Source organism: Agrobacterium tumefaciens (genome assembly GCA_025559845.1).
In the GTDB taxonomy this organism is placed as follows: Bacteria; Pseudomonadota; Alphaproteobacteria; order Rhizobiales; family Rhizobiaceae; genus Agrobacterium.
Genome location: CP048469.1, coordinates 3,033,854 through 3,059,812, shown reverse-complemented (window position 1 = coordinate 3,059,812; position 25,959 = coordinate 3,033,854). Strand labels below are relative to the sequence as shown.

20 protein-coding genes are annotated in these 25,959 nt (G+C 56.7%); 12 read left to right on the top strand and 8 right to left on the bottom strand.

Features of this window, described 5'->3' with window-relative positions; genetic code table 11:
- Positions 1–39 precede the first annotated feature (39 nt).
- The 11 genes from FY156_15160 (at position 40) to trxA (ending at position 16,801) form a co-directional block, all read left to right on the top strand.
- Positions 40–1,830 carry a HAMP domain-containing protein gene (locus FY156_15160; GenBank protein UXS02718.1) on the top strand — a complete coding sequence of 597 codons (1,791 nt, stop codon included), beginning with the start codon at positions 40–42 and terminating at the stop codon, positions 1,828–1,830.
- Complete coding sequence (locus tag FY156_15155) at positions 1,820–2,284, top strand: HPr kinase/phosphorylase (GenBank protein ID UXS02717.1); 465 nt, start codon at positions 1,820–1,822, stop codon at positions 2,282–2,284. The genes FY156_15160 and FY156_15155 overlap by 11 nt, the downstream gene beginning before the upstream one ends.
- A gap of 125 nt (positions 2,285–2,409) precedes the next feature.
- On the top strand, positions 2,410–2,811 hold the full coding sequence (locus FY156_15150) for a PTS sugar transporter subunit IIA (protein ID UXS02716.1): 402 nt from the start codon (positions 2,410–2,412) through the stop codon (positions 2,809–2,811).
- 11 nt (positions 2,812–2,822) lie between these two features.
- Positions 2,823–3,098, top strand: coding sequence for an HPr family phosphocarrier protein (locus tag FY156_15145; protein ID UXS02715.1), 276 nt, complete (start codon positions 2,823–2,825; stop codon positions 3,096–3,098).
- Between the two features lie 130 nt (positions 3,099–3,228).
- Entirely contained in the window at positions 3,229–4,629 is a 1,401-nt protein-coding gene (locus FY156_15140) for an adenosylhomocysteinase (GenBank protein ID UXS02714.1), read from the top strand.
- Positions 4,630–4,833: 204 nt separating this feature from the next.
- Positions 4,834–7,419, top strand: coding sequence for a PAS domain-containing protein (locus FY156_15135; protein ID UXS02713.1), 2,586 nt, complete (start codon positions 4,834–4,836; stop codon positions 7,417–7,419).
- Positions 7,416–8,930 carry a tRNA (adenosine(37)-N6)-threonylcarbamoyltransferase complex ATPase subunit type 1 TsaE gene (gene tsaE / locus FY156_15130; GenBank protein ID UXS02712.1) on the top strand — a complete coding sequence of 505 codons (1,515 nt, stop codon included), beginning with the start codon at positions 7,416–7,418 and terminating at the stop codon, positions 8,928–8,930. Before FY156_15135 ends, tsaE begins: the two co-directional genes overlap by 4 nt.
- A 13-nt stretch (positions 8,931–8,943) precedes the next feature.
- A complete protein-coding gene (locus FY156_15125) occupies positions 8,944–9,675 on the top strand; it encodes a nucleotidyltransferase family protein (GenBank protein UXS02711.1) in 732 nt (243 codons plus the stop codon).
- 9 nt (positions 9,676–9,684) lie between these two features.
- Positions 9,685–12,858, top strand: a complete 3,174-nt coding sequence (gene addB, locus FY156_15120; GenBank protein ID UXS02710.1) for a double-strand break repair protein AddB — start codon at positions 9,685–9,687, stop codon at positions 12,856–12,858.
- Positions 12,848–16,402 (top strand): double-strand break repair helicase AddA, encoded by a 3,555-nt coding sequence (gene addA, locus FY156_15115; GenBank protein UXS02709.1) that lies wholly within the window; start codon positions 12,848–12,850, stop codon positions 16,400–16,402. The genes addB and addA overlap by 11 nt, the downstream gene beginning before the upstream one ends.
- 78 nt (positions 16,403–16,480) lie before the next feature.
- A complete protein-coding gene (trxA, locus tag FY156_15110) occupies positions 16,481–16,801 on the top strand; it encodes a thioredoxin (GenBank protein ID UXS02708.1) in 321 nt (106 codons plus the stop codon).
- Between the two features lie 48 nt (positions 16,802–16,849).
- Here the strand turns inward: trxA and FY156_15105 are convergent, their stop codons facing one another.
- From FY156_15105 to FY156_15070, 8 genes are all read right to left on the bottom strand, one after another.
- Positions 16,850–18,193, bottom strand: coding sequence for a bifunctional folylpolyglutamate synthase/dihydrofolate synthase (locus FY156_15105; GenBank protein ID UXS02707.1), 1,344 nt, complete (start codon positions 18,191–18,193; stop codon positions 16,850–16,852).
- A gap of 124 nt (positions 18,194–18,317) precedes the next feature.
- Positions 18,318–19,217, bottom strand: coding sequence for an acetyl-CoA carboxylase carboxyltransferase subunit beta (locus FY156_15100; GenBank protein ID UXS02706.1), 900 nt, complete (start codon positions 19,215–19,217; stop codon positions 18,318–18,320).
- A gap of 40 nt (positions 19,218–19,257) precedes the next feature.
- Entirely contained in the window at positions 19,258–20,097 is an 840-nt protein-coding gene (locus FY156_15095; protein UXS02705.1) for a tryptophan synthase subunit alpha, read from the bottom strand.
- A gap of 4 nt (positions 20,098–20,101) precedes the next feature.
- Positions 20,102–21,322 carry a tryptophan synthase subunit beta gene (gene trpB / locus FY156_15090; GenBank protein UXS02704.1) on the bottom strand — a complete coding sequence of 407 codons (1,221 nt, stop codon included), beginning with the start codon at positions 21,320–21,322 and terminating at the stop codon, positions 20,102–20,104.
- 1 nt (position 21,323) lies between these two features.
- Complete coding sequence (locus FY156_15085) at positions 21,324–21,986, bottom strand: phosphoribosylanthranilate isomerase (GenBank protein ID UXS02703.1); 663 nt, start codon at positions 21,984–21,986, stop codon at positions 21,324–21,326.
- Positions 21,987–22,133: 147 nt separating this feature from the next.
- Positions 22,134–22,901 carry a M48 family metallopeptidase gene (locus FY156_15080; protein ID UXS02702.1) on the bottom strand — a complete coding sequence of 256 codons (768 nt, stop codon included), beginning with the start codon at positions 22,899–22,901 and terminating at the stop codon, positions 22,134–22,136.
- 66 nt (positions 22,902–22,967) lie between these two features.
- Positions 22,968–24,200, bottom strand: a complete 1,233-nt coding sequence (locus FY156_15075) for a polyhydroxyalkanoate depolymerase (protein UXS02701.1) — start codon at positions 24,198–24,200, stop codon at positions 22,968–22,970.
- A gap of 123 nt (positions 24,201–24,323) precedes the next feature.
- Entirely contained in the window at positions 24,324–25,166 is an 843-nt protein-coding gene (locus FY156_15070) for a fumarylacetoacetate hydrolase family protein (protein UXS02700.1), read from the bottom strand.
- A gap of 127 nt (positions 25,167–25,293) precedes the next feature.
- Between FY156_15070 and FY156_15065 the strand changes: the two genes are divergently transcribed.
- Complete coding sequence (locus tag FY156_15065) at positions 25,294–25,896, top strand: nitroreductase family protein (GenBank protein UXS02699.1); 603 nt, start codon at positions 25,294–25,296, stop codon at positions 25,894–25,896.
- The last annotated feature ends 63 nt before the right edge of the window (positions 25,897–25,959 follow it).

Sequence of the window (25,959 nt, the reverse complement as noted above, 5' to 3'; positions counted from 1 at the left end):
TAGGCGTCGACCACGTTAACGTGGTTGAGAGGACATGACGTGTTGAACAAATCGCCGGAAACCGTCTCGGAAGATGACGATGCCGAAGATCGCGGCAGCGAACGACGGCACCGTATTCATCCGCTGACGATTATCCGGCGCATTTTCGGCAATGCGGTGTTTTCCAGTCTCACACGTCGCATTCTGTTCTTCAATGTCGCGGCGACTGTCGTTCTGGTGGGTGGCATCCTTTACCTGAACCAGTTCCGCGAAGGGCTTATCGATGCCCGCGTAGAAAGCCTGCTGACACAAGGTGAAATCATTGCGGGCGCAATTTCTGCCTCCGCGTCGGTCGACACCAATTCGATTACCATCAATCCGGAAAAGCTACTCGAACTACAGGCCGGACAGAGCATAACGCCTGCCCCGAACGACGAAGATCTGAGTTTCCCGATCAATCCGGAACGTGTCGCACCGGTGTTGCGACGTTTGATTTCCCCCACCCGCACCCGCGCCCGTCTGTTCGACGCGGACGCGAACCTGCTGCTTGATTCGCGTCATCTTTATTCACGTGGACAGGTGCTGCGGTTCGACCTTCCGCCGGTCACGCCGGAAACCCAGACCTGGAGTGAGTGGTTCGCCAGCCTGTTCAATCGCATGCTGCAGCCAAGCAGCCTGCCGCAATACAAAGAAGCTCCCGGCGGCGACGGCTCGATTTACCCTGAAGTCATGAACGCGCTGACCGGCGTTCGTGGAGCGGTGGTGCGCGTTACCGAAAAAGGCGAGCTAATTGTCTCGGTTGCCGTTCCGGTCCAACGCTTCCGTGCAGTGCTCGGCGTTCTGCTGCTGTCTACGCAAGCCGGTGATATCGACAAGATCGTTCATGCCGAACGTCTCGCCATCATGCGCGTCTTCGGTATCGCGACCTTGGTCAACATCGTGCTTTCCCTGCTCCTGTCGTCCACAATCGCAACGCCGTTGCGACGGCTTGCGGCTGCAGCGATCCGTGTTCGCCGTGGCGCAAGAACCCGCGAGGAGATTCCGGATTTCTCTGCTCGTCAGGATGAGATCGGCAACCTCTCGATCGCCTTGAGAGAAATGACAACGGCGCTTTACGACCGTATCGACGCCATTGAAAGTTTCGCCGCCGATGTGAGCCATGAATTGAAGAACCCGCTGACCTCGCTCAGGAGTGCTGTGGAAACCCTGCCGCGCGCCAAAACCGAAGAGTCGAAGCAGCGCCTGACCGAAATCATCTTCCACGACGTGCGCCGCCTCGATCGCCTTATCAGCGACATTTCCGATGCTTCGCGCCTCGATGCCGAACTCGCCCGTGCCGATGCCTCACCACTGGATCTCGATGTGCTGCTGAAGGGCCTTGTCGATATTTCTCGACAGATCAGCACCAAGAAAAAGAGTGTGGCGATCGACTACGTGGTTGACCGAAAGGCGGGTGCGAAGCCGTCCTTCGTCGTCAATGGTCATGACCTCCGTCTCAGCCAGATCGTCACCAATCTCATCGAGAACGCACGCTCCTTCGTCGCTGCGGATAGCGGTCGCATTACGGTTCGTCTCGCGCGCCACAAGGACCGCTGCCTCGTCCAGATCGAAGATAACGGCCCCGGCATTCAAGCCGAGGACATCGACCGGATTTTCGAGCGCTTCTACACGGACCGCCCGGCAAGCGAAGGTTTTGGCCAGAATTCCGGTCTTGGCCTTTCCATCAGCCGACAGATCGCTGAAGCACATGGCGGCAGCCTGAAAGCGGAAAACGTCGTAGACAAATACGGCGTCATTTCCGGCGCCCGTTTCACCCTGTCGCTTCCAGCGGCCGAAACCCATGAGCGCTGATCGTTTCAACCTGCACGCAACGGCCATTGTCGTCGATGGAACCGGTATTGTCTTTACCGGACCATCCGGCAGTGGAAAAAGCGAACTTGCTTTCAGCTTTCTGACGGAGGCAGAGCGATGCGGTCTGCCCGCCGCGCTGATCGCGGATGATCAGATTTTCGTGTATCGCCAGGATGAAACAATCATGGCGGAGCGGCCGGAGACGATTGCAGGATTGCTGGAACTTCGCGGCAGCGGCATCATTTGCGTCAAAAGCGTTGCCAGGGCAGCGCTTCATTTTGCTGTGACAACGGTTCTTTCGCCGGAAAATCCAAGACTGCCGGAAGAAAACGAGACGATGGCGTTTCCCTGTGGAGGGCAGTTACCACTGCTGCGCATCCCGCTATCAAGTCTGACGCCCTATGGAAAATTTGCTGCGCTTGCTCACAATCTTTTAAAAGCGAATAGGTCGTGAACGTGATTCGGGCGATTTTAGGCTTGCGCTTCCGATTTTCCTCATCAAGATAAACTCCCACCGATGGACAGGATTGCCGCGTTGCGATAGTCGGCAATGAGAGTGCGTGTGTAAGGGAGCATTTCATGATCGGACTAGTGCTTGTCACCCATGGCAAGCTGGCTGAGGAATTTCGTCATGCGGTGGAGCATGTCGTCGGGCCTCAGAAATTGATCGAGACGGTCTGTATCGGTCCCGAAGACGACATGGATCAGCGCCGACAGGACATCATCGATGCCGTCACGCGTGCCAATGATGGAAATGGCGTAATCGTTCTGACCGACATGTTTGGAGGCACACCCTCCAACCTCGCTATATCGGTCATGAATAGCGGCAATGTCGAAGTGATCGCCGGCGTCAATCTGCCCATGCTTATCAAGCTTGCGAGCGTACGCAGCGAAGACAACATGGATAAGGCTCTTCAGGAAGCGTCCGACGCCGGACGAAAATATATCAACGTTGCAAGCCGTGTCCTGAGCGGCAAATAAGAAGATAAGCGATGTCGTCACTGTCCCGGGAAATGCTGATTGTCAACAAACGTGGCCTTCACGCCCGGGCCTCGGCAAAATTCGTGCAGATGGTCGAAGGCTTTGACGCAACGATCACCGTTTCCAAAGATGGAATGACCGTTGGCGGTACGTCGATCATGGGTCTCATGATGCTGGCCGCCAGCCCGGGATGCAGTGTCTATGTCGAGGCAAGTGGCAACCAGGCAAATGAAGCGCTCGCTGCATTAGAAGCCCTGGTCGCCGACCGGTTTGGCGAAGAAGCCTGACCAAAGCATCATATAAAGACATAAAGACCTCTTTATATCATCATTGCCAGATTGCTCGTGGCCTGCTAAACCGCAGCTACGTTTGCAAGGCCGTGCCCATCAGCCCGGCGTTTTTAATCTGGAGAACCTCATGAGCGTTGAGAAGGACTATATCGTCGCCGACATCAACCTTGCCGGCTTCGGCCGCAAGGAACTGGACATTGCCGAAACAGAAATGCCCGGCCTGATGTCCTGCCGCAAGGAATTCGGCGAGAGCAAGCCTCTGAAGGGCGCACGCATTTCCGGTTCGCTTCACATGACGATCCAGACCGGCGTTCTGATCGAAACGCTGAAAGAACTCGGCGCCGATATTCGCTGGGCTTCGTGCAACATCTTCTCGACGCAGGATCACGCCGCAGCGGCAATCGCTGAAGCTGGAATTCCGGTTTTTGCCGTCAAGGGTGAAAGCCTGACGGAATACTGGGAATACACCGACAAGATCTTCCAGTGGTCTGACGGTGGCCTCTCCAACATGATCCTCGACGATGGTGGCGACGCCACCATGTACATTCTGCTCGGTGCACGTGCCGAAGCTGGCGAAGACGTTCTTTCCAATCCGGGCTCGGAAGAAGAAGAAATTCTCGTCGCACAGATCAAGAAGCGCCTCAAGGCGTCTCCCGGCTGGTTCACCAAGCAGCGCGACGCACTCAAGGGCGTTACCGAAGAAACCACAACGGGCGTTCACCGCCTCTACGATCTCAGCAAGAAGGGTCTTCTTCCCTTCCCGGCTATCAACGTCAACGACAGCGTTACCAAGTCGAAGTTCGACAACAAGTACGGCTGCAAGGAATCCCTCGTGGACGGCATTCGCCGCGCGACCGACGTGATGATGGCCGGCAAGGTTGCCGTCGTTTGCGGTTATGGCGACGTGGGCAAGGGTTCGGCCGCTTCTCTGCAGGGTGCTGGCGCACGCGTAAAGGTCACCGAAATAGACCCGATCTGCGCGCTTCAGGCTGCGATGGACGGTTTCGAAGTCGTCCGCCTTGAAGACGTCGTGTCTTCGGCTGACATCTTCATCACTACGACCGGCAACAAGGACGTCATTCGTATCGAGCATATGCGCGAGATGAAGGACATGGCGATCGTTGGCAACATCGGTCACTTCGACAACGAAATTCAGGTCGCATCGCTGCGTAACCAGAAGTGGACGAACATCAAGCCGCAGGTCGACATGATCGAGTTCCCGAAGGGTAACCGCATCATCCTTCTGTCCGAAGGCCGCCTGCTCAACCTCGGCAACGCCACGGGTCATCCCTCCTTCGTGATGTCGGCTTCGTTCACCAACCAGGTTCTCGGCCAGATCGAGCTGTTCACCAAGCAGGGCGAATACAAGAACGAGGTTTACGTTCTGCCGAAGCACCTCGACGAGAAGGTTGCACGCCTGCATCTGGAGAAGCTCGGCGTCCGCCTCACCGAACTTTCTGATGTCCAGGCAGATTATATCGGCGTCTCCAAGCAGGGTCCGTTCAAGGCCGAACACTACAGATATTAATTTTATAGTTAATATCCACTGAAATTGCACAAGATGTAGATGCCGTGCGCTTGACAAAGCGCACGGCATCTTTTTTGCGCCCTCCCTTCCCGGTCTTTTGTGAAGGCGGTATTGTCTTTGGACTTGATTCGTATGCGTCAGGCGGCGCGGCGAAATGGGATGTCTTGTCGAAGATGCGGCACACAGGACGGAGACAGACCGGGGATGTCGGTACACAATTCCTATCCGTGCGAGCGGGTAACTCAAAGCGGTGACGACGCGCTTCACGGCGTATCGTTGCACGCACAAATGCTGGCGCGTTGCCAGCGCACATTCAAGATCGTGCGATCAGGTCTGTCGAGAGTTCCGGCTTTGCTTGCTGGTACTTTTCTGGGCGGTTCAGCGACGATCGCTGTCGCGCAGGACGGTTCGCCCGTGGCAACCGGAGCACGGCTGTTTTCCTCCGGGGAAACCATCACATATTCCTTGTTTGTCGGTATTCTTTCAGCAACGCTGTTTTCGATTGTCTGGCTGGTTCGCCAACGCGGTAACATCGAAGCGGAGAGCAGCGAGTATCGCCGGGCACTTGCAGAATCCCATCATAAGATCACGAAATACGAAGCACTGATCTCCGACAAGAGCCGTCGCATCGTCATCTGGGATGGCGCCGAGAAGCGTCCGGAATTTCTTGGGCAGCTACCCGTCGAGACTGGTGCGCCACAGGCAGATCAGGATTTTCTGGCTTTCGGGCGCTGGCTCAAGCCGTCCTCTGCAGGTGAGCTCGAAAAATCCATCGAGAAACTGCGTAGCCATGCCCAGAGCTTTGACCTGACTGTCGAGACACAGCGCGGCGAAGTCATTGAGGTTCAGGGGCGCGTGTCCGGTGGAAACGCCTTTGCGCGTTTTGTCGCCCTCAACAATCTGCGTGCCGAACACGCCGAATTGCAGGTCGAGCGCGAACGCCTGATTGCCTCGATCTCGACATTCCAGGAGCTACTCGATTCTCTCGAACAGCCAGTCTGGCGCCGCAATGGCGACGGCGAGCTGACTTGGGTCAATCACGCCTATGCTCAGTCTGTGGATGCGCGGGACGCATCGCTGGCGATTGCGGAAAAGCGTGAGTTGCTGAACACCGTCACGCGGCAAAAGATACGCGCGACAGCAACGCCCGACTCTCCCTATCACGATCGCATCTCTACCGTCGTTTCAGGCAATCGGACCTTCTTCGATGTGGTCGACGTCAAGACGACTGGTGGCTCGGCGGGCATCGCTATCGAAGCCACTGAAGCGGAAACACTTCGTGAAGAACTGAAGCGTGTGCTTAAGAGCCACGCGGAAACACTCGATCATCTTGCAACGCCTGTTGCCATTTTTGATGGTCGCCAGCGCCTGCAGTTCTATAATCAGGCCTTTGTCAGCCTGTGGGGTTTTGATCTGGTTTTCCTGGAAGGCAAGCCCGACAATTCCGAACTTCTTGACCGCCTGCGTACCGCCGGCAAGCTGCCTGAACAGCTGAACTGGAAGAACTGGAAAGAAACAGCGCTTTCCGTTTACCGTTCGCTCGATACCAAGACCGATCTCTGGCACCTGCCGAACGGACAGACGCTGAGGGTCATCGCTACGGCGCATCCGCAGGGCGGAGCTACGTGGGTGTTCGAGAACCTGACCGAGCAGGTCGATCTTCAGACTCGTTACAACACGCTGGTCAAGGTTCAGGGCGAAACCATCGATCACCTTGCTGAAGGGGTTGCGGTGTTTGGCGCTGACGGACGCATCCGTCTTTCCAACCCGGCTTTCCGGGCCCTGTGGGGCATTACCGCCGATCAGGCAGAAACCGGAACCCATATCCGCGCTATCGAAACAGCCTGCGAACAATCCTACGACAAGCCTGATGGCTGGCGTGATTTCAGCCGGTTCATTACCAGTTTCGACGACGAGCGGCCTTCCAAGCAGGGTACGCTGGAACTGCTATCCGGTCTCGTTCTCGACTACGCGATCATTCCGCTTCCAGACGCACAGACCATGCTGACCTTCGTCAACATGACGGACAGCGTGCGTGCCGAGCGGGCGCTGAAGGAAAAGAACGACGCGCTTCTCAAGGCTGACGAACTCAAGAACGATTTCGTACAGCATGTTTCTTATGAGCTGCGCTCACCGCTGACCAACATCATCGGCTTTACCGATCTTCTGAAAACGCCGGGAATTGGCGACCTGACGGAACGACAGGCAGAATATCTCGACCACATCTCCACCTCCTCGGCGGTTCTGCTGACCATCGTCAACGACATCCTTGATCTTGCGACTGTTGATGCCGGTATCATGCAGCTCAATTACTCGGACAACGATCTGAACGAACTGCTTGATGACGTTTCCCTGCAGATCGCCGACCGTTTGCAGGAAAGTGGTATTTCGCTCGAAGTCGTTGCGCCGGTCCACCTTGGGACACTGGTGGCGGATCATCAGCGTCTGAAACAGATCCTCATCAAGCTGTTGACCAACGCAATCAACTTCTCGCCGGATGGCGCATCCGTTCAGCTCACCTGCCAGCGCAGCGAAGGTGATTTCGTCTTCTCGGTGTCCGACAAGGGCCCCGGCATTCCAGAAGACATGCTGAAGTCGGTGTTCGATCGTTTCTCGACACACGGAAACGGTGGGCGCAAGACGGGTGCAGGCCTTGGTCTCTCGATCGTCGAGAGCTTTGTCAGCCTTCATCATGGAACAGTGACCATCGATAGCCGCCCCGGCAATGGCACCGTCGTCACCTGCCGCATTCCTGCCGGCGTTAATCCGCATTCCATCGCCGCAGAATGAACGATACGACCTCGCCTCTTTCCATCTTCCTCGCCGATGAAGCCGAAACGATCCGGCTCGGTGAGGAGTTGGCATTGACTGTCAAGCCCGGCGATTGCATTGCACTGGTCGGCGACCTCGGCGCAGGAAAATCGACACTTGCCCGTGCGCTCATTCGCGCCATTGCCGATGACGATGGGCTGGAGGTGCCAAGCCCCACCTTCACCATCGTTCAATCCTATTCGCTTCGTTTTCCTGTCGCTCATATGGACCTTTATCGCCTTTCCGATATCTCCGAACTGGATGAACTCGGCATAGACGAAATGCTCTCCGATGGTGTCTGCCTGATCGAGTGGCCAGAGATTGCGGCCAGCGATCTCCCCAGAGACAGCACCATTACGCTTCGGCTGACGCATGAAGGTGAAGGCCGCGTCGCGATCATTGATGCGCCACCCAAGCAGCGCGCCCGGCTGGAACGTGTTCTGGCAATCCGTAACTTCCTTGAAGCCAATGACAAAAAAGGATCTTCGCGGCGGTATTTCAGCGGCGATGCTTCCTACCGCAGCTATGAGCTGGTGCGCGACAACGGCACGCAATATGTGCTGATGGACTGGCAACCACCCCCACGCGGACCGATCATCAAGGATGGCAAGACCTACGCGGAAATCGTGCATCTTGCTCAGGACGTGAAGCCATTCATCGCCATCGACAGCTATCTGACAGAAAACGGATTCTCGGCACCGGCCATTGTGGCGCAGAGCCTGGAAAACGGGATTCTGCTGCTGGAGGATATCGGGCGTGATGGTGTGCTGGACGAAGACGGCAAGCCAATCGAAGCGCGTTACATGCAAAGCGTCGCCTGCCTTGCAGCCCTGCACGAGGCGCCTGCTCCTGGCATGATCGCGCTTCCTGATGGGACAAGCCATGATGTTCCGGCCTTCGACCCGGATGCGATGAAAATCGAAACCTCGTTGCTGGTCGATTGGTACCTGCCTTATATTCGTGGGGTCGAGGCAATCGACGGCAGCGAAAAGCAGGCCTATTTCGCGGTCTGGGACCGGTTGATCGCCAAGCTTGACGATGCGGAGACGGGTTTGTTGCTGCGCGATTTCCATTCGCCCAACATCCTCTGGCAGCATGACAAATCTGGCATCGACCAAGTCGGTCTCATCGATTTTCAGGATGCGATGATCGGGCCGAATGCCTACGATCTCGCCTCTATCGTGCAGGACGCGCGGGTGACGATTTCACCTGAAATGCAAGCGCGACTGATGCAGCATTACCTCGATATTCGCGGCAGAAACCCGGCCTTTGACGAGAAAGCTTTTTTGAAAGCCTTCGCCATCATGGCGGCACAGCGCAACTGCAAGCTCGTGGGTATCTGGGTAAGGCTGATGAAACGGGATGGCAAACCGGCTTATATGAAACATATGCCGCGCACGTTCTCTTATCTTCATTCCGCCCTCATGCATCCCGATCTTGCGCCTCTGCGGGACTGGCTTTCGGGCGCCGGTGTAGACCTCAACTCATAACGAAGCTTTCGACATGACGATCAGACAAGCAATGGTGCTGGCGGCCGGTCTCGGTACAAGAATGCGGCCGATCACCGATACGATCCCAAAACCTCTCGTGAAAATCGCGGGTCGGCCAATGATCGATTACGTGTTCGATGTGCTGGTCGAGGCGGGCGTCGAAACCATAGCCATCAATGTCCATCACCATGCGGACCAGATGGTCGCGCACCTTGAAAGCCGCAAAGACGTCAATATCCTGATTTCCGATGAGCGGGAAACACTGATGAACTCCGGTGGCGGTCTTGCCAAGGGCCTGAAGCTTCTGCCTCCGGGCCCGGTTCTCGTCATGAATGCCGACCTCTTCTGGATTGGTGAAGCGCCTGGCACCGAGACGAGTTTGCACAGACTCGCGACTTTTTTCGATCCGAAGGTAATGGATATGGCGATGCTCTGCGTCGATATGGATCGCACCACCGGGCATAACGGCAAAAAAGACTTCAACCTGGCTGATGATGGTCTCCTGACGCGCTACAATGAAGGTGAGCCGCGCCCGGTCGTCTATGCGGGTGCCATTGCGATGGATTCACGGCTGCTGGATGATGCGCCGGATGACGCCTTCAATCTCAACATCTATTTCGACCGCGCCATTGCCAAAAAACGGCTTTTTGGACTCTCGCTGAACGGTCAATGGATTACGGTCGGCACGCCGGATGCTATAGAGGATGCAGAGAAAACCATTGCTGCATTTTCAACGACACAGTGAGACAAGCCATTGGCGTATGCCAAACGCATTCTGACTATTGCACCGGGAACGCCGTTCCTCAGAACACTCGCGGAAGCATTGTGCGACGGTACACTCACCGCGTCGTATAAATACGATACGGCCGATCCGCTTTCCTTGGCCAAGGTGACGATCTACGTGCCGACCCGCCGCTCTGCCCGCGTCTTGCGGTCCGAATTTGTGGACCTGTTGGGCGGGCGGTCGGCTATTCTGCCGCTCATTCGGCCACTCGGCGAAAGCGATGACGACAGTGGATTCTTCGATATCGAAAATCCTGAAATCATGGATATGGCGCCACCAATTTCCGGCACCGGACGCCTGATCGAATTGGCTCGCCTGATTCTGGCATGGCGCAACAGCCTGCCCGATGCGATCCGCGCCGTTCACTCGGACTCACCGCTCGTCGCGCCGGCAAGTCCTGCCGATGCAGTATGGCTTGCGCGTGCGCTTGGTGAAGTGATCGATGCAATGGACACGGAAGAGAAGGATTGGGAAGCGCTTTCAAAACTGGACACTGGCGAACATGCCCAATGGTGGCAACTCACCGCTGAGTTCCTGAAAATCGCCAGTGTGTTCTGGCCAGCCCGCCTGGGCGAACTTAACCGGTCTTCGGCCGGGCGGCACCGAAACGCTATTCTGCGCGCCGAAGCAGAACGGCTTGGCAGAATACCAGACACTGGGCCCATCATCGTAGCCGGTTCCACAGGCTCCATTCCCGCAGCCGCGGACTTCATCGCTTCGGTTGCGTCTCTGCCGCAAGGTGTCGTTGTGCTGCCCGGTCTCGATCTGGCCATGCCGGAAGAGCAATGGCAGGCAATCGGTGAGGATTTGACCGATCCCGCGAGCCGGACGCACTCTCAATACGGTCTTTTCTTGTTGCTCCGGAAACTTGCTGTATTGCGGCAGGACGTCGAGCAGATCGGTCAACTGGATGACGATCTCAAAGACCGCGCCTCTATATTCTCGATGGCGCTTGCCCCCGTAAAATCCACAAGCGAGTGGAACAGGTGGCGCGAATCCAAACCCGATGGTTTTTTCGATCACGCCTTCACCTCCGCTACCTTGATCGAAGCTGCCAATGAACGAGAAGAGGCCACTGCAGTCGCGATCGCGCTGAAGTTGGCGCTGGAAAGACCGGTTCGAGGCCGCGCATCACAAGCTGCCCTCATCACGCCCGATCGCGGTCTGGCGCGACGCGTGGCGACAGAATTAAAGCGCTTCGGCATCATTGCCGATGATTCAGCCGGTACACCGCTATCGGCAACGCCGCAGGCCGGGCTGGTTCAGCTTGTGCTAGAAGCCGTCCTGAGACCCGGCGACCCCGTCTCCGCTGTTTCGCTTCTCAAACACCCCTTGGCGCGGTTCGGCCTCTCAAAAGATGCATTTGAGGCCGCGGCAACGGCTCTGGAACTGATCGCACTGCGTGGTGGAAGACTGGAAACCGAGATTGGCAATCTGGAGGCCGTCCTCGATGCCCAACTCCTGGTGCAAAAGGATGATCGCCACCCACCGAAATGGCGCACCGCACTGCCGGACGGAAGCGTGGAAACGGCCCGTGATCTCGCCAGACGAATCCAGGCGGCAATCGAACCGCTTCAGTCTGCATTTGTCAGCCGCAGCCGTTCAGGACGTGGTTTAACTGACAAGCTGCCGCTTTCCAGTTGGTCGGAGCGAACCGGACGTGTGATCGAGGCGATCTGCGCTGACGAAAATGGGGATCTGGCGGGACTGTGGTCTGGCGAAGCCGGAGACAAACTCTCCGCACTGTTCTCCGAATTGATGGAAAGCGGTGATGTTCTCGATGCGGACGGACCCCAATGGATCGATATTTTCGCAGCGTTTGTCACTGGTGATTCCATCAAGCCACGTGCGATGAGTCATCCGCGTGTCTTTATTTTTGGTGCGCTGGAAGCACGCCTTCAAAATGTCGATACGATTGTCATTGGCGGACTGAATGAAGGGTTGTGGCCGGGGCAAACAGCCAACAATCCGTTCCTGTCGCGAACCATGAAAACGGCAATCGGCCTGGAACCACCGGAACGAAGTGTCGGACAGCTCGCCCATGATTTCGAAATGGCCAATGGCACGCGCCACATCGTCTATAGCCGGGCCTTGCGGCAGGGCTCCACGCCAGCCGTCGCATCACGTTGGCTACAACGCCTGTTGGCACTGGGCGGTGAGGAGTTCGCCGAACATCTCAGAGATCGGGGTGAAACATTTCGACGCTGGGCGACCCTCCTCGACGCCGGTATTGAACAGGACGCCGCAAAACGCCCAGCACCAAAACCACCGGCAGAGCTGCAGCCGAAAAGCTATTCCTTCAGTGAGGTCGGAAAATTACGCCGCGACCCCTATGCTATCTATGCACGACGCATCCTGCGCCTCGATCCTCTGGGAGAGTTCAACCGCGACCCAAGTGCGGCCGACCGTGGCACGCTTTACCATACCATCATCGAACGTTATTCACGAGAAGGCCATATCCCCGGAACGCCTGCTTCACTGGATGCGATGCACCGCATTCTCAACGAATGTTTCGATGCGGAAAATCTGCCGCCACATGTCGATGTCATCTGGCGTCCACGCTTCGAAGCCGTAGCACGCGCCTTCATCGACTGGGAGCGCGAGAGATATCCCTCGATCCGCCGCAGCTTTTTCGAGGCAAGAGCCGGACAGGAAATTGCTGAGGCAGGCATTCGCCTGACAGGCATTGCCGACCGTATCGACATCAAGACAAGCGGTCATGCCGATATCATCGACTACAAGACCGGGCTTGCTCCCTCCGTCAATCAGGCCCGCGCTCTTCTTGACCCGCAGCTTTCGCTGGAGGCCGCCGCGTTGATGCGCGGCGCATTCAAGGATGCAGGATCGCCACCCCCGGAAAACCTGATCTATGTCCGGTTGCGCCCAGGCGACCGTTTTCATTGGGACCAGGTCAACAACGAAGGCGCTGCGAGAAGCAAAAAACCACCGAAGTCTGCCATCGATCTGGCAACGGAATCGATCGATCAGCTTGCAAAGTTCGTTGGCTCCCTGAGAGACGGCAAAAACGGTTTTGCTTCCCGTCTGGTGCCTGAAGAACAGCAATCCTACGGTGGCGAATATGATCACCTTGCCCGCGTTTCCGAATGGTCGACGGCAGAACCAGGAGACGGCGATGGCGATTGATCTTTTCGATGCTGGCCCTATCGCCGACAATCCTGAAAGCTGGATCGACTGGACGACCGCGCGCCAGAGGCTTGCGTCCGATCCGGGAAGCTCCGCCTGGGTGTCCGCCAATGCCGGTTCCGGCAAGACACATGTGCTGACCCAGCGTGTGATCCGTCTGCTGCTTGCCGGTTGCCGGCCCTCGGCCATCCTCTGCCTTACCTACACCAAGGCTGCGGCCTCGGAAATGTCGAGCCGCGTCTTCGATCGATTGGCCGAGTGGGCTACTTTGCCGGATTCCGATCTCAAAGACCGGATTGCTTCCATCGAAGGCAAGATACCTGATCTTATCAAGCTTGCGGAGGCTCGCCGTCTGTTCGCCAAGGCGCTGGAAACACCTGGTGGTCTTAAAATCCAGACCATCCACGCGTTTTGTGAAGCTTTGCTGCACCAGTTTCCACTCGAGGCCAATGTTGCCGGGCATTTCTCCGTTCTGGATGATCGCGCAGCCGCCACCCTGCTTGCGGAGGCGCGTCGATCTCTTCTGACAGCGGTATCAATAGACAACGATGCCGAGCTGGCGAGTTCCCTTGCCTATGTTCTTGATCTTGCCGATGAAAGCGGTCTTGAATCGCTGTTGAGCGCCATTATCGCCAATCGCAGTGCGCTGCGCGCCTTCCTGCATGAAGCACGGCAGTCAGGCGGCCTTGATGCCACATTGCGCTTTGCCATGCAGATCAAGGCTGGAGAAACGCTTGAAACGGCCGCCGCCGCCTACTGGCCCCTGCCCGGTCTTTCGGGTCTGGCACTCGACACTTATCTGACGCTCGCCGACGAACTCGGTGGCTCCCGTGTTATCGACGTAGCCTACGCATTGCGGGAAGCCAAACGGCAAACCGACCCATTGCAACGAATGGCATTCGTTGAGGCCGCTCTTTTAACGGCCAAGGGCGATAAAAAATCGGATGCCTACGTCATCAACAAGGCCATGCAGAAAGCGTCACCCGATCTCATCGATGCGCTGACGCTGGCGAGAGACCATGTCGCATCGTGCCGGGAGCGCTACCGCCTGCTGCGTATGCTGGAAGCCACCCAGGCTGCTCTGGTGTTGGCGGAGCGGCTGATCGGTGACTTCGAGGATCTGAAAAAGCAACGCAGTCAGCTCGATTTCGAGGATCTGATCGAAAGGGCCGCCAATCTCCTGAACCGGGATACGGCTGGCGCCTGGGTTCACTACAAGCTGGATCAGGGCATTGACCATATTCTCGTCGACGAGGCGCAGGACACCAGCCCGGTGCAATGGTCCATCATTCAGTCGCTTGCGGCAGATTTCTTTAGCGGCGAGAGTGCCCGGAAGGGCCAGCGCACCCTGTTTGCAGTGGGTGACGAGAAGCAGTCGATCTACTCGTTTCAGGGGGCGCGGCCGGAGCGTTTCTCGCAGGAGCGCGAAGAGACCAAACGACGCGTGGATGCCGTGGAACAGCAGTTTCATCGTATCCGGCTACCGCTCTCCTTCCGATCCACCGAAGATGTCTTGGCTGCTGTCGACCAGGTATTTGCCAACCCCGACAACGCCAGCGGTTTGAGTGCCGACAAGGAGCCGGTCGAACACCGATCCAACCGGGCCGGACAGCCGGGAACGGTTGAAGTCTGGGACATGGTGGTGCCAGAAATCACCGAAAACGAAGAGGATTGGACTGCGCCCTTTGATGCGCTGCGAGAGAGCGCTCCCCCTGCGATCGTCGCACGCCGGATAGCTGCGCGCATCGCGGAGATGATCGGCAAGGAGACGATTGCCGAGAAAGGTGTCGAGCGCGCAATCGAGCCGGGTGACATTCTCGTGCTGGTGCGAAAACGCCATGCCTTCGTTAATGCGCTGACCCGCGAGTTGAAGCAGCGCAAGAACATTCCTGTTGCCGGTGCCGACCGTCTTCGGCTGACCGATCATATCGCCGTCCAGGATCTGCTGGCACTTGGCCGGTTTGTGGTGTTGCCGCAGGACGATCTTTCGCTTGCTGCACTGCTCAAAAGCCCACTTTTCAACCTGACCGAGGACGATGTTTTCGTGGTCTGCGCCGAACGCGCAGATACCGAAAGTGCCTGGCAACGGCTGATGCACCTTGCCGAAAACGGCAGCCGTCTGGGGATGGTTCGGCAGAAACTGCAAAGTTTCATCTCGCTTTCCAGGACAGCAACGGTGCATGATTTCTTCGCCGCCGTTCTGACCCTGTTTGATGGGCGAAAACAGTTTCTCGGCCGACTGGGCAACGAGGCCAGTGACGTTCTGGACGAGTTTCTTTCTTTCGCGCTGGATCACGAAAAGGCCGGCATGCCCGGCCTTCAGGCATTCATATCGGTTCTGGAAACCGATTCTCCTGAGGTGAAGCGCGAGCAGGACAAGGATCGTGGCGAAGTACGCATCATGACTGTGCATGCTTCAAAGGGGCTTGAGGCGCCGGTCGTGTTTGTCGTTGACGGCGGTTCAAAGGCTTTCAACCACAGCCATCTGCCAAGCCTGCGTTTTATTGAAAAGCCCGACACCGCCTTCCCGGTCTGGTTACCCGGTGGCGGTTTTTCCAACAGTCTGGTGGAAGCGGATAAAGACAGGTTGAAGGATGCGGCCGAAGAAGAATACCGGCGCCTGCTTTATGTGGCAATGACGCGCGCCGCCGACCACCTGATTGTTTGCGGGTATCGAGGCCCGACAGAAAACCCTGAATGCTGGCATGCAATTGTCAAAACCGCCCTCTCCGACCATCCAGAGCGTTCAAAGCCACAACAGTTCTCTGCCGGAGGCGAGGAGTGGAACGGCGTGCTGTGGCGATCCTCGGACGTGCGTTCGGTCCAACACACGCAGGCAACGGCGGAAATCGCGGATGAGCAGGAAATCCATCTTCCTGCCGGGCTGCTGACGCCTTTGCCACCGCTGCCTTCACTTCCGCGACCCCTTAGCCCCTCGGGCGTCGGTATGATCGTCGACGACGGGGCCGACGACCTGATCGTATCCTCGCGGCTTTTTACGCAGAAGACGGTGGGGTCGACGCTAGCCCTCCAACGCGGAAGGCTAGTGCATCGCATGTTGCAAACCTTGCCGGATTTTCCCGATGATGCGCGCGAAGCGGCAGCCCGGCGTTATGCGGATCGCGCAGCGCAATTCTGGCCTTCGTCCGAGCGCGAATCATTGATCGAAGCGGTGTTGCGCGTGATTTCGGAGCCGGCCATTCAATGCGCTTTTTCACCGAACAGCAGGGCAGAAGTTTCTGTCATGGGTACCATGACACTCGGCAGGCAGGATTATGCCGTTTCCGGCCGCATCGACCGACTGGCGGTCGATGGCGACCGCGTTATTCTGGTCGATTACAAGACCAACCGGGCTCCGCCTCGCGCCGCCAATGAAATTCCTTTTGCGCATATTGCGCAGCTTGCCATCTATCGGGAAATCCTGACCCCGCTCTATCCGGACAAGACCTTTGTCTGCGCACTGGTTTATACGGAAAACGCGTCTTTCGTGACGCTTGGAAACGATGCGATGACGCAGGCCCTTGCCGCAATAAAAACAAAGTGAGATACCGGGGCATTGAAATTCTCCCCTGCCCGCATCACATCGATAGCGGAAAAAGATTCACTGAAAGGAGAGCCAGATATGGCTACCGTAAAAGTCGATGCCGCCAACTTCCAGTCCGAAGTTCTCGAATCCGCTGAACCCGTTGTCGTGGACTTCTGGGCTGAATGGTGCGGCCCGTGCAAGATGATCGCCCCCAGCCTTGAAGAAATCTCTTCTGAGCTTGCTGGCAAGGTCAAGGTTGCCAAGCTGAACATCGACGAAAACCCCGAACTGGCCGCCCAGTTTGGCGTTCGCTCCATTCCGACCCTTGCGATGTTCAAGGGTGGCGAAGTGGCAGACATCAAGGTTGGTGCAGCTCCCAAGACTGCGCTTTCCGCCTGGATTTCCGGCGCTGCCTGAGATTACAGTATGTTGAGATGAAAAAAGCCCCGGTTTACCGGGGCTTTTTTATTGAGGTATTGTTCCGTTCAGAGCCAACGCATTGCCGGCGAGATAGAGCGAACCGCCGATCAGAATACGCGGCGGCGGCGCCTCAGGATCAAGATGGCGGACCAGCTCTTCCAATGCCTCGGAGATGGAAGATGTGGGAGCAGCCACCAGACCTGCATCAAAAGCCGCATGGGCAAGCACCACCGGATCAATCGCCGCATCCGTACCCGTTATCGGAACGGTGAAGACATATTCGGCGATATCAGCGAACGCCTTGAAATAACCGACGGGATCTTTGGTGTTGATCATTCCTGCGATGATAAACAGTGGTCGGGGTTTCTTTTCCTCGAAACCAGCCATGGCTTCAGCGATGACTTCACCGGCGCCAGGATTGTGGCCACCGTCGACCCAGATTTCTGAACCCTCGGGCGCCAGATCGGCGATATTGCCGTCCTGAATGCGCTGTAGTCGACCAGGCCATTCGACGGACGTCATCGCCTTTTCAACCATACGCTCCGTCACCTCGAAACCGGCAGCCTTGACGGCGCGGATAGCAGCGGCAGCATTGGCCAGTTGATGACGGCCGGGAAGTCTGGGAAGCGGCGCATCCGTCAACCCGAACTCGTCCTGATAGACCATTCGGCCAAATTCTTCATGCGCAGCAAAATCCTGTCCGTAGACAGTGACCGGACAGCCCAGCCGCTCCGCTGTGTTGACCAGAACATCAAGCGCGGCATCGTATTCCTGATGACCAATCACCACCGGGAAACCGCTCTTCATGATGCCCGCCTTTTCCGCGGCAATCAGCTCGACACGATCGCCCAGATAGGCCTGATGATCGAGCGATATGGGCATGATGACGGATACGGCAGGGTTGTTGATGACGTTGGTCGCATCGAAGCGGCCACCAAGCCCAACCTCGACAATGGCTGCATCAGCGGGCTGTTCCGAAAACAGCAGGAACATCACCGCTGTCAAAATCTCGAAAACCGTAATCATCTGCCCGTCGTTGGCATCTGCCACGCGCCGCAAAGCATCGGCGAACAGGGCATCTTCGACATAGCGGCCCTTGGCGCCGGAGACACCAATACGGTAGCGCTCATGCCAGTTGACCAGATGCGGTGACGTATGCACGTGTACGGAAAGGCCTGCCGCTTCGAGCAAGGCGCGACAGAAGGCCGTAACAGACCCTTTGCCGTTCGTGCCGGCAACATGGATAACCGGCGGCAATCGCTTCTGCGGATTACCGAGTTTTTCAAGAAGGCGGGAAATTCTGTCGAGCGAGAGATCGAAGCCTTTCGGATGCAATTGCATCAGCTCTTCGATGATCTGCTCGGCCTCGCTTATTGCGGGCTTCGTCATGTCTTCTAACCGCCTTTCAGGCGCTGATCCGGTCATCTGTCCGCCGCATCGGAGGGTGTCGTCCTGCGTCGGTGTATCATCGTCCCGAAGCCGGCGCGCGGCCTCGGGCGACATTCTCTGTTCTTCAGGCCGATGCTGCGAGCGCAACCTGGTTGTGTTCAGTGACATCAGCCGGAGCTTTCGTCATGATCTTCAGGAGGTTGGCCAGCGTATCGGGGATATCGTGGCGATCGACCACCATGTCCACCATGCCATGCTCCAGCAGATATTCCGATGTCTGGAAGCCCTCGGGGAGCTTTTCACGGATTGTCTGCTCGATAACGCGCTTGCCCGCGAAGCAGATTTCTGCACCCGGTTCGGCAATATGGACGTCACCCAGCATTGCATAGGATGCCGTGACGCCGCCTGTGGTCGGGTTCGTCAGAACCACGATGTAAGGCATGCCGGCTTCTTTCAGCATGTTGACGGCAACAGTCGTACGCGGCAACTGCATCAGCGAAAGAATGCCTTCCTGCATACGGGCGCCACCGGAAGCCGGGAACATGACCAGCGGGCAACGCTCGGAAATGGCACGTTCGAATGCCTTGACGATTGCTTCACCGGCCGCAATGCCCAGCGAACCGCCCATGAACTGGAATTCATGCACGACGGCAACGATCTTCAAGCCTTTGAGGTTACCGACACCGGCAAGGATCGTGTCTTCCTGATCCGTCTTGATGCGGCTGTCGCGCAGACGGTCGGTGTATTTTTTTGAATCGCGGAACTTCAGGGGGTCCTGAGCAACCTTCGGCTGCGGAAGCGCTTCGAATACGCCGCCATCAAAAAGGGTCGCAAGACGGGCTTTCGCCGGCATCTTCATATGGTAGCCGGAGGCCGGGATCACCCACAGGTTCTCCTCGAGATCCTTGTGGAAGACCATTTCGCCGGTTTCCGGGCATTTGATCCAGAGATTTTCCGGAACATCGTTGCGACGGCCGAGCATGGAATTGATCCGCGGCCGAACATAGTTGGTAATCCAGTTCACTTGAATACTCCTGTGACTGACTGCGCTTAACCGAACAAGATTATTCGGCAGCAGCAAGGCGCGACGCACGCACGCCCGTTGAAAGTCCCTTTACCAGTGTCGTGACAGACGAAACGGTGTCGGCTGTCGCTTTTCCATCTGCGCTAAGGCTGCCTGCAACCTGCGCAACAATTGCCGAACCGACCACAACACCATCAGCCATGGCGCCAATCGTCCGGGCGTGATCTGCCGTCTTTACGCCAAAACCGACGCATACCGGAAGATCGGTGTGGGCCTTAATACGTCCGACAGCCTTGGAGATCAATGCGGGATCTGGCAGAGCCGAACCGGTGATACCGTTCATCGACACGTAATAAACGAAGCCGGACGTATGGTTGAGAACGGTCGGCAAGCGTTTTTCATCTGTCGTCGGCGTGGTCAGACGAATGAAGTTGATGCCGTACTTGAGCGCGGGAATGCAAAGCTCATCATCCATCTCCGCCGGCAGATCAACAACGATCAGTCCATCGATCCCTGCATCGAGTGCATCGGCCAAGAACTTTTCAACGCCGTAGATATAGATGGGATTGTAGTAACCCATCAGAACGATCGGGGTTGCGTCGTCATCCTTGCGGAATTCTCGGGCGATATCGAGTGTACCCTTCAGCGTCTGACCGCTCTTCAATGCGCGCTGACCAGCCATCTGGATTGCCGGGCCATCGGCCATCGGATCAGAAAACGGCATGCCGAGTTCGATCACGTCCGCACCAGCTTCCGGCAAGGCCTTCATGATGGCAAGCGATGTGTCAAAATCCGGATCGCCGCCCATGAAGTAGGTAATCAGGGCCGGGCGATTTTGGGCGCGCAGATCGGCAAAACGTTTGTCCATACGTGCGGTCATGATCTTATACATCCATTCCAAGGAACTTGCTGACGGTGTGGACATCCTTGTCGCCACGTCCGGAGAGGTTCATCAGGATGATCTCGTCCTTACCCATCTTCGGCGCGCGCTTGATGACTTCAGCCAGAGCATGGCTCGGTTCGAGAGCGGGAATGATGCCTTCGAGACGCGTCAGCATCTGGAACGCGTCGAGCGCTTCATGATCCATGATCGGCACATATTCCACACGCCCGATATCGTTCAGCCAGGAATGCTCCGGACCGATACCTGGATAATCGAGGCCGGCGGAGATCGAGTGGCCTTCCTTGATTTGACCGTCTTCGTCCTGAAGCAGATACGTGCGGTTGCCGTGCAGAACGCCGGGCGATCCCGCTGTGATGGATGCGCAATGCTCATCGCCGGAAAGGCCCTTGCCACCCGCTTCGACGCCAACAATCTTGACGCTCTCGTCATCAAGGAACGGATGGAAAATACCGATGGCGTTCGATCCGCCACCAACGGCAGCGATAACGACGTCAGGCAAGCGGCCCTCAGCCTCCAGCATCTGCGCCTTTGCTTCCTGACCGATCACAGCCTGAAAATCGCGAACCATTTCGGGATAGGGATGCGGACCAGCAGCCGTGCCAATCAGGTAATAGGTGTCGTCGACATTGGTGACCCAGTCGCGCAGCGCTTCGTTCATGGCATCCTTGAGGGTACCATGACCGGCCGACACCGGCTTCACTTCGGCGCCCAGCAGCTTCATACGAAATACGTTCGGCGCCTGACGGGCAACGTCGGTCGCGCCCATGTAAACGACACAAGGCAGGCCGAAGCGCGCCGCAACCGTTGCGGATGCAACGCCATGCTGACCGGCACCGGTCTCGGCGATGATGCGGGTCTTGCCCATGCGCTTGGCGAGAAGGATCTGGCCAAGGCAGTTGTTGATCTTGTGCGAGCCGGTATGGTTCAACTCTTCGCGTTTGAAATAGATCTTGGCGCCACCAAGTTCAGCCGTCAGACGCTCAGCGAAATACAACGGGCTCGGGCGGCCGGTGTAGTGAGCACCGAGGTGTTTCAGTTCAGCCTGAAACTCCGGATCGGTCTTCGCCTTCTCCCATTCCGCCTGCAAATCCAGAATAAGCGGCATCAGCGTTTCGGCAACGAAGCGGCCTCCGTAAATGCCGAAGCGTCCGTCCTCATCGGGACCGGCGCAAAAAGAATTGGGTTTTGGCGTGTCGTTCACTTCAAGCTCCCTTTGGGCCAGTCGACCGATTGTTCACGGCATCGAAAAATGTATCGATCATGGCCGGATCTTTCACTCCCGGCGCACTTTCCACGCCGGACGATATATCTATTCCCCTCGCGCCGGTCTCAGCCAGAGCGCCTGCGACGTTATCCTTGTTCAGCCCTCCGGAAAGCATGTAATCAATGCTGCCGTCAAGAGAGCGAAGAAGGGTCCAATCAAAGGACACACCATTGCCACCAGGCAAGTCCGATCCAGCCGGCGGCTTGGCGTCGAGCAGGAAGCGGTCAACGATGCCAACATAAGGGTCAATTTTGGCAAGATCAGCGGCGTCCCGGATGGAAATTGCCTTCATCACCGGCAGACCATACAGCGCCTTGACGTTCAGCACACGTTCCGGCGTTTCACTGCCGTGCAACTGGAGTATATCGGGTTTCAGAAGATCGACGATCTCGTCCAGTTCGTCATTGTCAGCGTTGACGGTGACGGCAACGACCTTCACGCTGCCACGAACGGTGTCAGCCAGCTTGCCGGCAATATCGGGTTCGATATTGCGCGGGCTTTTTTCAAAGAAGATGAAGCCGATATGGGACGCGCCTCGTCTGACCGCGCGTTCCACCGCTTCCGGCGTCTTCAATCCGCAAATCTTGATATCCGGTTTCATACCTGCGACCTGACACGAAATGTCGAAAGAGTCGAGTATAAAGCGCAGGGAATGCCGCCTATCCGCCACTGCGTTTGGGGGCCACCGATGCGCTTTAGTATCGATTGTTTCACGTGAATCCAGAAATAGTCATTCACTGAACCGTCTTCAATCGAAGTCGACGGCATGAAGCTGTGAACCGTGACGCTTCAGCCAGGCTTTCGCTTCCTCTGTGTGCGGGCAAAGCTTTTCACACAGCGCCCAAAATTTCGGGCCATGATTCATCTCTGCCAGATGGGCCACTTCGTGGGCTGCAAGATAATCGATGACCTTTTCGGGCGCCATGACGATCCGCCACGAAAAGCTCAAATTGCCGTCGTGCGAACATGAACCCCAACGGCTGCGCGTATCCTTCATGCTGATCGAACGAACCGGTCGCCCTACGCTTCTCGCGTGGTTCATCACCAGTGTTTCGAGATCCGCCTTGGCTTCTTTTTTCAAGAATGCCGAAATCCGTCGCCCGAGATGTTCGGGAAGACCACTGACGGAGAGAATTGCCACTCCATCCGCATCTTCGGACATACGCGTTATACCGCGCACGCTCCCAGTGTGTTCTATCCGGTGTGGGACCCCACGGATCTCGATCGTTGCTCCGGGGCGCAGGCCGTTATCGAGACCAATCTTGCCAAGCTTGCCTTCAAGCCAGCCGTGGTGCCGTTCCAGAAAATCGTCCACCTGCCCGTGATGCAGCCCGAACGGTATCGTGAGCTTCAAAGCTCTTCCGCCGGGTTCTATCCGCAAAGTGATGCGCGTCGCGCGTGGATTTTCCTTCACTGTAATCGGCAGACTACGGCCAGCCACCTCGACTGTGCGCTGGCTTTGCACGGCTCTTTTGGGCGCCGTTGACTTCACGGATTTTCTGAGAAGCGAAAACATGCCGTTTTCATAGCCGATTCGAACCCCGATTGACCATGAAAATACGGTACGAGCGCCCCCGTCTCCCTAGGCTTTTGCGTGTTGATGCATGAACGCGAGCATGCGCGGCACGATCTCCTTGCGGAAACGCGAACCGTTGAACACGCCGTAATGGCCGACATCCGGCTGCATGTAATGTGCTCGTTTATCCTTGGGAATGTTGCGGCAGATATCGTGAGCTGCCTTTGTCTGGCCCACACCTGAAATATCGTCATTTTCACCTTCCACGGTGAAAAGAGCAACATTGCGGATGGCGGACGGATCAACCGCGCGGCTCCGATGCATCATCGTACCTTTCGGCAGCGCATGTTCTATGAACACGGTCTCAACCGTCTGGAGATAAAATTCGGCGGTCAGATCCATGACTGCCAGGTACTCATCGTAAAAATCGCGATGCTTTTCGGCGGAATCCCCGTCGTTCTTCACAAGGTTCAGATAAAAATCCTTGTGCGCCGTCATGTGTTTGTCGAGGTTCATCGACATGAAGCCGGACAATTGCAGAAAACCTGGATAGACGGAGCGGCCGAAAGCTGGCTGCGGCCAGGGAACGTCCATGATGACATTGTCGCGGAACCATTCGATCGGCTTTGCCTTGGCAAGTCCGTTGACGGCAGTGGGATTGATACGCGTGTCGATCGGCCCACCCATCAGGGTCATGGATGCGGGAGCAAAACGGTCTTGCTCTGCTTCCATCAGCGAAACGGCAGCGAGAACCGGCACGGAGGGTTGGCAGACAGCAACCACATGCGCTCCCTCCCCTATATGTTGCAACATTTCGGTGACGTAGCTGATGTAGTCATCCAGATCGAATTTCCCGTCAGTTACGGGAACCATGCGGGCGTCGATCCAGTCGGTAATGTAGATGTCGGCCGATGGCAGCAGCGCCTCGACCGTTCCCCGCAACAGTGTTGCATAGTGCCCGGACATCGGGGCGACTAGCAGGACCTTGGGATCGGGTCGATCTTTCGTTTCAGCAGCTCGCGCGAAATGAATGAGATTGCAGAATGGTCGCGACCAGACAATCTCCTGCGTCACCGCAACGCTACTTCCACCAATAACAGTTTCGGAAAGGCCGAATTCAGGTTTGCCGTAGCGACGTGTCAGACGCTCGAAGACCTCAAAACCGGCATCAAGGCTTCTGCCGAACGCTGTGCTTGAAAGCGGATTGAAGGGATTATTGCATGCCTGACGCATCATATCAGCACCGGCGCGCAACGGCACCATCGCAGCATGGTTCATTTCATAAAGATGGTAGAACACTGATTACGCCTCCCTCGCAAATCACGCTCTTTTTTTCACCATAGCAGCTTTTCGCAGTTGCACAAATTTGAAGGCGCCAGCGGTTTCCCGCCGGCGCCTTCTCATTTCCAGGTAAAAAAAAGATCAGATGTCGGCGACGAATGTCTGCTTCTGGGAACCGAGGCCTTCAATGCCGAGTTCAACGACGTCACCAGCCTGGAGGTAGCGCGGCGGCTTCAGGCCCATGCCAACGCCGGGCGGCGTACCGGTGGAAATGACATCGCCCGGCTGAAGCGACATGAACTGGCTGAGATAAGACACAACGTGAGCCACGCCGTAAACCATCGTCTTGCTGGAGCCGTCCTGCATCGTCTGGCCGTTGACCTTCAGCCACATTCCGAGGTTCTGCGGATCGGTGATCTCGTCCTTCGTGACCAGCCATGGACCAATCGGGCCGAAGGTGTCGCAGGACTTACCCTTGGTCCACTGTCCCGCACGCTCCGTCTGGAAAGCACGCTCGGAGACATCATGCGAAACGCAGTAGCCGGCAACATAGTCCAGAGCATCTGCTTCCGAGACGTATTTCGCAGTCTTGCCAATAACCACACCAAGTTCGACTTCCCAGTCGGTCTTTTCAGAACCGCGTGGAATGACAACGTTGTCGTTGGGTCCAACGATGGCGGAGGTCGCCTTCATGAAGATGACGGGTTCCGGTGGTACGGTTGCACCGGTTTCAGCCGCATGGTCCGAGAAATTCAGGCCGATGCAAATGAACTTGCCAGTTCCTGCAACGCAAGCGCCGATGCGATCCTCATTGAGAACAGGGAGTGTCGTAACATCGATCGCAGCGATCTTTTTCAGACCTTCTGGCGAAATGGCGTCACCGCCAATGTCCTTCACATGAGCGGACAGATCGCGGACTTTACCCTCAGCGTCGAGGATTGCGGGTTTTTCCTGGCCGGGCTTTCCGACGCGCATCAATTTCATGGAGCTCTCTCCCAGTTGTCAGACAAGGTGATGCATATATGAACGATGCATTTATACTTGTCACCCCTTGACCGACCCAAGTTTTGAAAAATACCTTTTCCATTCCGTCAACCACAAGGATCCGATCGTGACGAACAGCAATACAAGACAATCCGAATTTCCCGTCGATCCGCTTTTTCTTGATCGCTGGTCGCCGCGCGCTTTTGATGGAAAGGCGATGCCGCACGAAGACCTGCTGACAATCCTTGATGCGGCCCATTGGGCTCCATCCGCTTCCAATCAACAACCCTGGCGATTTGTCTATGCTCAACGAGACAGCAAGGAGTGGCCGCTCTTTCTGGAACTGCTGATGGAGGGAAACCAGCGCTGGGCGAAAAATGCGTCGGCGCTGCTGTTCGTCGTTTCCCGAAGCTACAACCTATCGCGCGAAGGAGAGAAAAAGCCGTCCGCTACTCACGCCTTTGACGCGGGCGCAGCCTGGTTCTCACTGGCAATGCAGGCCCATCTTCTTGGATATCACGCGCATGGCATGGCAGGTATCTTCAAGGATCAGATCGTCGAGAAGCTCAATGTTCCCGAAGGTTACGTCGTCAATGCGGCCGTGGCTATCGGCACTTTGACGGACAAAAATACCTTGCCTGATGATCTGGCGGAACGTGAGATTCCGAGCAAACGTCTTCCCCTCGCCGAGGTGGCTTTTGAGGGGAAATTTACAGGAAAGGCCGACTGAGGCCCAATAAGCAAAAGGCCCGACAAGCACTGCCGGGCCTTTCGTTAATTTTCTGTTTCACGT